The 7,356-nt window shown below is 59.5% G+C and carries 9 protein-coding genes and 2 pseudogenes; 5 read left to right on the top strand and 6 right to left on the bottom strand.

Annotation, left to right across the window (positions count from 1 at the left end; all coding sequences use genetic code 11):
* A partial coding sequence (locus AB4Z10_RS27645; protein ID WP_441473604.1) for a hypothetical protein occupies positions 1-198 on the bottom strand: 198 nt, incomplete at its 3' end.
* A 445-nt stretch (positions 199-643) separates the two neighbouring features.
* The gene (locus tag AB4Z10_RS27640; protein WP_441473603.1) at positions 644-1,573 is read right to left on the bottom strand and encodes a helix-turn-helix transcriptional regulator; all 930 of its coding nucleotides are present in this window, start codon (positions 1,571-1,573) and stop codon (positions 644-646) included.
* Positions 1,574-1,757: 184 nt separating this feature from the next.
* Here AB4Z10_RS27640 and AB4Z10_RS27635 point away from each other — a divergent pair, with 184 nt between their 5' ends.
* Positions 1,758-1,886: a MucR family transcriptional regulator gene (locus AB4Z10_RS27635; RefSeq protein ID WP_441473602.1), complete on the top strand. Its 129-nt coding sequence runs from the start codon at positions 1,758-1,760 to the stop codon at positions 1,884-1,886.
* Between the two features lie 608 nt (positions 1,887-2,494).
* On the opposite strand, the gene AB4Z10_RS27630 is transcribed toward AB4Z10_RS27635, so the two are convergent.
* The gene (locus AB4Z10_RS27630) at positions 2,495-2,662 is read right to left on the bottom strand and encodes a hypothetical protein (protein ID WP_441473601.1); all 168 of its coding nucleotides are present in this window, start codon (positions 2,660-2,662) and stop codon (positions 2,495-2,497) included.
* A gap of 84 nt (positions 2,663-2,746) precedes the next feature.
* Between AB4Z10_RS27630 and AB4Z10_RS27625 the strand changes: the two genes are divergently transcribed.
* Positions 2,747-3,034: a PRC-barrel domain containing protein gene (locus tag AB4Z10_RS27625; protein WP_441473600.1), complete on the top strand. Its 288-nt coding sequence runs from the start codon at positions 2,747-2,749 to the stop codon at positions 3,032-3,034.
* A gap of 258 nt (positions 3,035-3,292) precedes the next feature.
* Here the strand turns inward: AB4Z10_RS27625 and AB4Z10_RS27620 are convergent, their stop codons facing one another.
* On the bottom strand, positions 3,293-3,685 hold the full coding sequence (locus tag AB4Z10_RS27620) for a hypothetical protein (RefSeq protein ID WP_441473599.1): 393 nt from the start codon (positions 3,683-3,685) through the stop codon (positions 3,293-3,295).
* A 744-nt stretch (positions 3,686-4,429) separates the two neighbouring features.
* Here AB4Z10_RS27620 and AB4Z10_RS27615 point away from each other — a divergent pair.
* Positions 4,430-4,999, top strand: coding sequence for an inorganic diphosphatase (locus AB4Z10_RS27615; protein ID WP_441473598.1), 570 nt, complete (start codon positions 4,430-4,432; stop codon positions 4,997-4,999).
* A 48-nt stretch (positions 5,000-5,047) separates the two neighbouring features.
* Positions 5,048-5,272 (top strand): annotated as a pseudogene (locus AB4Z10_RS27610) (SMC-Scp complex subunit ScpB); the annotation flags it as partial.
* Between the two features lie 30 nt (positions 5,273-5,302).
* Here the strand turns inward: AB4Z10_RS27610 and AB4Z10_RS27605 are convergent.
* Both AB4Z10_RS27605 and AB4Z10_RS27600 read right to left on the bottom strand, forming a co-directional pair.
* Positions 5,303-5,512 carry a cold-shock protein gene (locus tag AB4Z10_RS27605; RefSeq protein WP_441473609.1) on the bottom strand — a complete coding sequence of 70 codons (210 nt, stop codon included), beginning with the start codon at positions 5,510-5,512 and terminating at the stop codon, positions 5,303-5,305.
* A 132-nt stretch (positions 5,513-5,644) separates the two neighbouring features.
* Positions 5,645-5,845 (bottom strand): annotated as a pseudogene (locus AB4Z10_RS27600) (P-loop NTPase fold protein); the annotation flags it as partial.
* A 498-nt stretch (positions 5,846-6,343) separates the two neighbouring features.
* Between AB4Z10_RS27600 and AB4Z10_RS27595 the strand changes: the two are divergent.
* Complete coding sequence (locus tag AB4Z10_RS27595) at positions 6,344-7,048, top strand: IS6 family transposase (RefSeq protein ID WP_441473597.1); 705 nt, start codon at positions 6,344-6,346, stop codon at positions 7,046-7,048.
* The last annotated feature ends 308 nt before the right edge of the window (positions 7,049-7,356 follow it).

Genomic DNA, 7,356 nt, shown 5'->3' with positions numbered 1-7,356 from the left:
ATGCATCACGGCGACAAGTATCTGCTTGCCGTCATCGCATATCACGCGCAGCCGGTAGAAGAGCTCGGCGGGATCGATCTCTGAAATATCGCAGAAGAGGTATCCGGCGCGCGTGTCGTCGCAGTCGCTGCCGAATTGGTACGTGAGCGGGAGCGTCCGGCCGTCCCGCAGGACAAGCAGGCCTTTCCCGGTGTGCATCGCCCGCCTCCCACCTCAACGGCGCCGGCCTCCCGACGTCGTCCCCACGGGGTCAACAACCCAGCAGTACGCGCCTGTTGCCGGGCCGCGGCAAGTCGCATTTCGTGTTCCACTGAGCGGGTAGCTGATCGACACGGAACCCTTCCGGTTCCATCCCGTTTCTATTCTGCCGCTTTCGAGCGCCGATGATTTCCCTCAAAGGCGATTCTGGTCCCCTCTCGAAGCGGCAGGGGGGGCCGTCCAGGCCCGCTCCCTGATTTCGGCCCCGCTGGCTTCGGCTGGCGGGGCCTTTTGCGTTTGACCCGAAGTCGTGCTGATCATCCTCGTAGTGAAGCGGCGTGCAGCCGGCTTGTTGGGCGGCGCGATAACGGTCAAGTGGTTGCTTTCACCGTAGGTGATGGACATCCAACGACGAAACCTGAAGGCGGCTTTACGGTTCTCGATCTCAATCGGCCGCATCGCCCTGTTCACGTGTATCGCGTGGCGCATAGCCGTATTTCCTTTTGAAGGCCCGGCTGAATGTCGAGTAATCGGTGAAACCGACATCGAAAGCAATCTGCTGAATTGCCACGTGGGCATCCGAGGACAACAGTCGCCGGCGCGCCTCGGCGAGCCGGTAATCGGCCAGAAACTTGGCCACTCCCCCAAACGGTTCAAACATTCGGTACAAGCGGGAGCGAGAAACGCCGAGCGCTTCGCCTAGCTTGTCTGGTCCGAATCTCGATGCCCCGATATTCGATCGGGCGAGATCGCGCGCTCGATCGAGCAATAGCCGATCCAAGGGGCGCTCCGCGCGCGTGATTCGATCCTTCGTTGGCGCGAGGCTCGCCAGAATTAGATCCCTTGTCGCTTGCTCTATTAAGGGAAGAGAGGCAGCGGGAATTGTAGGGAACATGCGCTCCAGTGCTATGAGGTAATCCGCGAAAAGACCGAGCATGCCATTTCGTTCAATTCCTTGGGGCAGTGCTTCAAACTCGCGCGTATGGCGCCGAAACGAATCCCGCGAAAGATACAAAGTCAGGACTTCGCCATCTCGCCCGACACCCTCGAATGCGCTGGTTAAAGATCGAAACTGCACGGGGCGCTCGGCTTTCTCAGGCACAACCACGACTAACCAATCATCGAGCCGCGTTGGTGAGAAGTGCTTCCAATGACGCAAAAGCCCCTCTGGCATTGCTGCCCGTGTCAGCCTCAGGCCCAGGGAAATATGCCATGTTGTATGATCGGCCGGAAACGGCGCCTGCACCCCATCGCCTAAAGAAATGTCGAACGTGTTGCGATACAGTTGGCGCCATCCGTCCATCTGATCGCGAATAGGCAGGTGCCGGGTAGTATAAAATTCTCTCGCAGAATTACTGATTTGATTGCTAGCCATCAATATCCTCCGCTAGCCAACTATCTCGCAATATTCGGTCTATTCCTATGAGGCCCGCGGGACAAGGCACCGCCGACTGCAAAAGGAGAACCAGCGGCTATTGCGGGAATTGAACCGCCGGCCGGCTTTACAGCACCGCCATCCATCGACGAAACTATCCGGCTTGCTCGCGTGGAGGACGGAAGTGAAGACCAAACGCCTGTCAGCCCGGGTCGTGGCGGCCTACGTCGCCAAAAATCGCATCCCCAGCTCGCAACTCCCTGCGCTGATCCAATCAGTTCATCAGGTGCTGCTGAGGATCGGTCAAGGATAGGCTTCGGGGCTGTTGAGCAATTCGGCTTTGGTGCTTCCCTGTTGAAGCTTGGCCCGGTTCCGCTCGCGCGGGGCCGGGCTTTTGCATTTTGGACTGCGCTAGGCCGCGTTTCGAAGCTGGATTTCAGAGAAGTGCTCGAGCTCATCGAGCAGGGGCTGGAGGCCCAAGTGAACCCCGCCACCGCCATGGCGGGGTTTGCTGTTTTGGGTGAACGCCGACATTTGCCCATCGTTCATCATTTGCAGCCAAGCTGTTGAAGCGCCTTCGATGCGGCGTGGCGCCGAGCTGCCGTCTTTCCCCTCCCATGGCGTGTGTGGCTCGGCGTCTTTTCCGAAATCTACTCGGCGACAGCGGCGGAGATTTCTTCCTCGAGCTCGACGACAATGCGCCGAAAAGCATCAGCCAGAGCGTCTGCACTCGGCCCCAGTCGTTGAGTCCAGTGGAGGTAGGCGCGTGTCGCTCGCTCGTAATCACCGTAGACTTCGAAAATCCATTCGTCCGCGGCGTTCTCAAGTTCGCGTCGCCGCTGAGGCAACCGGCAAATCAGTCGGGCTAGTCCAGATTTTTGCTCTTGCGTCATGGCGAGGAGCGTCGATGGCCAGGTCAAGCTAATCTGAAAAGACAATTGGCAGATATCGTCTTTGAGTGACCCAGCCCTTCGCCTTTAGCGCCGCATAGCGGTCGATCTCAGCACGGAGATGCGCGACGGCCGGCAGATGCTCTGCCAGTCCGTCGGTACGGAGAAAGAGTGGTGTGTGAAGGATCAGGGCGATCAATCCTGACCTCCTAGGAACCGATTTCGGCGGGGAACGCGCTGAGCCTCCGCACGTTCGATTAGTCTCGAACGCGAGGAGCACACAATGGACCACTCCAGCCATATCCGTCTCGCCAGCAGCGAGTTGACCGCGGTTATCCTCGAAGGGGCAACGATCTACGGGCCGGGCGATGAAAAGATCGGCTCCGTGTCACATCTCCACGGGAGCCAGGTCGTGATCGATGTTGGCGGCTTCCTTGGCATTGGCGCCAAGCCCGTCGTGGTACCTATCAGCGATCTCGAGTTCATGCGCGACGAAGATGGCAACGTCCATGCCGTCACCACCTGGACCAAGGAGCAGTTGAAAGAGATGCCTGAGCATATCGACCGCTAAGGTCGTTGAGACAGGATGACGCGTGCGGGCTTGTTTCCTGCCTCACTCTCCCCGCGCCTTGGCTGTGGCCATCGTATCGCGGAAATCTGACTAAGGCTCTCGCGTCTATTCAAGGAGCTGGGTCAGGCTCGCGGCCGGCGAGGACGGCTTCGACAGCCCACTCTCCCGCGGGAGTAAGTATCCAACCGAGTTCGCCGGGCCGGTCCAGATCGCGGCGGCGCTCGATGAAGCGACGAAGCTCTAGGTGTTCTGCAGTACCTAGGCTGATCCTCTAATGTCTTTGAAGCCGACCTGCTCTCCCGCTTTCACGCCTTCGAACTGGCTTAGGCAGTAACGCTCTCGTTTCGATAGCGGGCTTTTCGGCAGATCGGCCTTCCACTGTTCTTGTGCCGCAGCGTAACGCCGCGCCATCTCAGCATAGTCGTCGGCGGGGGGCGGGGCTTGATCGCTGCGCCCGGCCTTGTCTCTCTTCCCGAAGACACGCGCGACGCCCTCCATAAACGGGTCTGGCTGTGTGGGCTCCTGATTGAGGCCCGCAAGCTTCCCTTCCAAAGAGGGCCAGTGCCAGCGGACGATCTGTCCTCGATCGATCTGCGGTCTAGGGATGAACCCCGCGCGCAGCCACGTGTCGAACGTGTCGACGCTGATCATGATCCTAGCCGCTGCGGTCTTTCTGTCGACGAAGATGGGTTCCACGCGAGTTCGTGTCATCCAGCAATCTCAATCTGGAAAACAGGGTCGGCCCGGTCTCGCTCAGGCGGGTCGGGCAAATTTCTCGTGGCGCGGCGTGTCAGATAGCTGTCACCGAAGAGCCAAGGGCAGCACCACAACCGCGGCTAGAACAAACACGATAGCCGCCCGGATCAAAACGCCGTGGATGCGGGCCCTTGCCGTGGATGTGTTCGCGGCCAACTGTGCACCTCGGCTCCTGCCATGCTGCAAGACCGGGGGCAGACAACGGAACCGCCTGTTGCGAACTACGTTGAATACGTGCACCAGAATTTCGTCCTCAGTTGTCTGCCGAACCGACCGACTGCGGTGGGAATTATGCGAGCAACGCTTCGGAGGACACTCATATGCCTCTCACGACAGCTCGGTAATCAGCCCCTTGGGTCTGGGAATTTTCGAACGTCAGAGAAGGCATTCCGGAAGCAATCGAGCGGGCCTTTCCGGTCGCCGAAGTCCACGAGTTGGAATTAAGAAAAACCCCAGTTGGTGACGGACGCTCGTCGGCGCGGGGGGCTTAACACAGAGCCTCGCCCCAGGCACCTCGACGTCGAGGGCGAACAACGAGCAGGCCCTAATCCAAGATACCGCTGAGGCGTCTCGCACCGAATAGGCCAAGCAGAACAATCCGGTTGCCCACTCGAGCGAGCCGGCAAAACTCGAGCAGCCATGCAAAGCCTGACGGGAGAAGCTGCGATGAAACACGATTTGACTCGACTGCCGAAGCTTCTGGATAAGGCCCATCGCACCTGTCGCGCAGTCATCGAGACCCCAAAGGGACGGCGAAGCAAATACGACTACGATCGGAAGACAGGCGTCTTCTCGTTGAAGAAATTGCTGCCTGAAGGTCAAAGTTTTCCACTCGATTTCGGGTTCATTCCCTCTACTCATTGCGACGATGGCGATCCGATGGATGTGATGATCCTCATGGATGAACCCGGCATCGTCGGCGGCGTGGTGGAGATCAGGGTACTTGGGGTTCTCGAGATCGAAGAGATTGAAAACGGTATCGTCGAGCGCAACGATCGCATCGTAGGGGTCGCGACAGAGTCGTATCTCTATGAAAATATTCGCAAACTGAGCGACATCGAATCGACCTTCATCAAGAATCTGGAATCTTTCTGGGAAAACAAGGCTCAGCTTGAGCATAAGCAATTGCGAGTTCTTGGAGTGAGAAAAGCAAAACGAGCCCTCGCGCTAATTCGCAAAGCGAGCCGGAAGCCAAGCGCGCGCCCGTAGCACGGCGCGCCCAACTCATGACAGCGCGGTCGGCCTCACGTCGGGAGGTCTGCTGCGCGCAGCCCGCAGCCCGGCGCGCCCTATACCTATGTGACGACGCCAGCGTTCCTGTCGCAGTTCGGTTTCGAGACCCTGCGCGATCTGCCGGATTTCGAGAGGCTCGAGGATGCCGGACTGCTTAGCAAGGACAGGCTGCTCGCTGGCGATATTCCGATTGCGTTTGGCAGCTTGGATACCGATCCGTCGCCGCCCGATCTCGGCGACGACGCGTGATAAATGGCGCAACGGCGCCTTGCGGCAAGATTACAAGGTTTGAAGTCGATCGGCTGAGGTTTTGCCGGACCGCTTATCCTGAACGAGCTCGTAGGAAACCTTCTGGCCGTCGCGAAGCTCACGCAGGCCCGCTCGCTCCACCGCGCTGATATGCACGAAGACGTCCTGTCCCCCTTCGTCGGGCTGGATAAAACCAAAGCCCTTGGTCGCGTTGAACCACTTCACGGTACCGGTCGCCATAGTCGCGTCTCCTGAAAACAGCGCAAGGGCCGTCATCATCAGCCGTGCTGACAGCCATCCCCAAAGCCTGAGCCGCTTAAACAGCTTGATCTTCGCCTCGGCCACTGTGAAGACGTCGGACATGTCGTCCAGATCCTGCAGGGTCCTCGGCTCCCCGCTTTGATCCACTCTGAGCATCTCTTCATGGCGCAAAAACCGCGCTGTCAGCTCGATCACGCTGGATTTTCCGGATCCCCACTCGCCGACTAGACCGATAACAAACCCGTCTCCGGATATTTGCAGCTGATCAATTGATCGAGCGAGAATACGGGCGAATTCCGAACGCCCCAGCATGTCATCAGCGGGATGGCTGATAGGCTTATCACTATACCGAATTTGGCTGAATCGGCGAAATTCAGTTCTGGGTCAGCTTATGGCCAGCGTCATCAAAGAAAAAGAGACACGTCGACGATTTACGACACATGTTCGTAGAGAACTTGCATCATGCGTTAGCCGGGTCTTGGCATAGGTTGTCCTTCCCCAGGGACCCAGCATCGAAATCCCTGTCTGATTAGCCGGTCCGAGGCGGCGCGCGCATAGTGTCGGCCAGCGCATCGACAAAGCTGGCCAAATCCGGTCGCGTTCAGGGAGATCGAGGCCGCAGCGGCGGCGCACCAACCAAGCCGCCCAACCTCGCGTCGATCGAGTATTTACCTGCTCCCGTAACGTATAGCAGGAAGAAACCACCCATGATGCTTACGTTTTTGTAGAAATTGATCATGTTCTCATAGTGGTCGACCGGCGTTGTCACGTTAACTTCGGCGTGGCGTGGAGCCGTGTAGATGGGCTGGCATGATCCTTCCGCTCATCAGCTACAAGCGCCATAGGTTCCCACCGGCGATCATCGCCCATGCGGTGTGGCTGTATTTCCGCTTTCCCCTGAGCCTTCGCCTGGTGGAGGAGATGCTGCTGGAGCGCGGTATCGTCGTCTCCTACGAGACGGTGCGGCGCTGGGCCCTGAAGTTCGGGCGGGATTACGCACGCCGGCTCCGGCGCAAGAGGCCGCGCCCGCGCGACATCTGGCATCTCGACGAGGTCTTGGTCACGATCGCCGGGAAGAAGCACTGGCTGTGGCGCGCAGTGGATCAGGACGGCTATATCCTCGATGAGATCGTCCAGACCCGGCGTGACACCAAGGCAGCGCGGCGACTGTTGATACGCCTTCTCAAGAAGCAAGGCTGCCCGCCCCGGCGCATGATCACGGACAAGCTCGGTTCCTATGCCGCCGCCCGGCGCCAGATCATGCCGGCGATCGAGCATCGCGCGCACAAGGGCCTCAACAACCGCGCCGAGAACTCACACGTGCCGCTCCGAAAGCGCGAGCGCATGATGCAAGGCTTTCGCTCCCCGGGAGGCCTGCAGCGGTTCGTCGCCGTCTTCTCCGCCGTCCGCAATCTGTTCGTCTCGCCCCGGTCCCGTCGCTCCGCCCTCGCCACCCATCGGCATCGTCTGCGCGCCATGGCGCACTGGAAAGCCGTCGCCGGCCTCACCGCCTGAACCTGCCACCAGGCCGAAGGCACCTCGTGGCGCCGGCCGACAGTTAACGTGACAACGCCGCCTTTCACCAGTCAAGTAAACGCGGATGGCGTCCCCGCTGCGGAGGGCGTCCGCCTGGAACTGCCGTTTATCTATGTCGGACTCAGATCGCCTTCGGTCATACCGCCGCAGCGCGCTACTCAAGGTCCCCTCCCGGGCAAAGAGCCTGAGTCCGCTTCTGGCGCTCGGCCGCCGATATCGTTCGATGATGCGCTACGGAGTGGCCTAAGGTTGTCCGCAACTCTAGCTCAAGCCATCAGTCTGGTCAC

Source organism: Allobosea sp. RAF48 (assembly GCF_052114025.1).
Taxonomy (GTDB): domain Bacteria; phylum Pseudomonadota; class Alphaproteobacteria; order Rhizobiales; family Beijerinckiaceae; genus Allobosea.
Note: the sequence above shows the minus strand (reverse complement) of the source record. Positions and strands in the feature narration are given on the sequence as shown.

What these genes read in the sequence shown, in the direction of transcription:
- AB4Z10_RS27640 (WP_441473603.1), bottom strand. Translation starts at nt 1,573, where the DNA reads ATGGCTAGCAATCAAATCAGTAATTCTGCGAGAGAATTTTATACTACC.
- AB4Z10_RS27605 (WP_441473609.1), bottom strand. Translation starts at nt 5,512, where the DNA reads ATGGCGACCGGTACCGTGAAGTGGTTCAACGCGACCAAGGGCTTTGGT.
- AB4Z10_RS27620 (WP_441473599.1), bottom strand. Translation starts at nt 3,685, where the DNA reads ATGATCAGCGTCGACACGTTCGACACGTGGCTGCGCGCGGGGTTCATC.
- AB4Z10_RS27595 (WP_441473597.1), top strand. Translation starts at nt 6,344, where the DNA reads ATGATCCTTCCGCTCATCAGCTACAAGCGCCATAGGTTCCCACCGGCG.
- AB4Z10_RS27615 (WP_441473598.1), top strand. Translation starts at nt 4,430, where the DNA reads ATGCAAAGCCTGACGGGAGAAGCTGCGATGAAACACGATTTGACTCGA.
- AB4Z10_RS27625 (WP_441473600.1), top strand. Translation starts at nt 2,747, where the DNA reads ATGGACCACTCCAGCCATATCCGTCTCGCCAGCAGCGAGTTGACCGCG.